Source organism: Megasphaera massiliensis (assembly GCF_000455225.1).
In the GTDB taxonomy this organism is placed as follows: domain Bacteria; phylum Bacillota; class Negativicutes; order Veillonellales; family Megasphaeraceae; genus Megasphaera; species Megasphaera massiliensis.
This window is the reverse complement of record NZ_HF954552.1, coordinates 1,212-1,831: the sequence shown is the minus strand read 5'-3', so window position 1 is coordinate 1,831 and position 620 is coordinate 1,212. Positions and strand designations below refer to the sequence as shown.

The 620-nt window shown below is 33.5% G+C and carries 1 protein-coding gene; it reads left to right on the top strand.

What is annotated here, in order from left to right; all coding sequences use genetic code 11:
- Positions 1–167: 167 nt before the first annotated feature.
- Positions 168–620 (top strand): glycosyltransferase family 4 protein (locus TX77_RS10745; protein ID WP_044505093.1); only part of this gene is annotated, 453 nt, incomplete at its 3' end.

Genomic DNA, 620 nt, shown 5'->3' with positions numbered 1-620 from the left:
GATGTATATATCGGGGGTTATGAAAAAGAAGTACATTTTAAAAGTAATACAGTCAATACGCTATTGATAATGTAAATTACCATAAACATATGATGGGGTTGTCTTTCCCAAAACCTGTACAAGCACTCTCAAGAATAGATTATAAACTTTCTCAAACGGATTACGTTATGGTTACAGTCGGAAATCGTCTAGATGCGGAAATGAGCGAATCTTTTATTGATTTGATTTGTAAGTTTATTAATAACACTCCGAATGTTAAATGGTTATTGGTGGGCTCAGCAAAGCATAAATATATTCACAATAAATATAATACATTAATAAACAATAATCAGATCATCATGATGGATTATATATCCGATCTACCTGCGCTTTATAATATATGTAATATATATATCAATCCTTTTAGACAGGCTGGTGGATTTAGCGGTTACATGGCTATGAACCAGTCTCTGCCGATTGTAACGCTATACAACAAGAGTGATATTGGCGCAGTAGTCGGTGCAAATTTTGCTTGTAAGGATATAGAAACATATGAACAGGAATTACATCGGCTTTACACAGATAACGCTTACTTTAACATTGTAAGTACAGAAATGAAGAGACGTGTAACCCAGAACTAT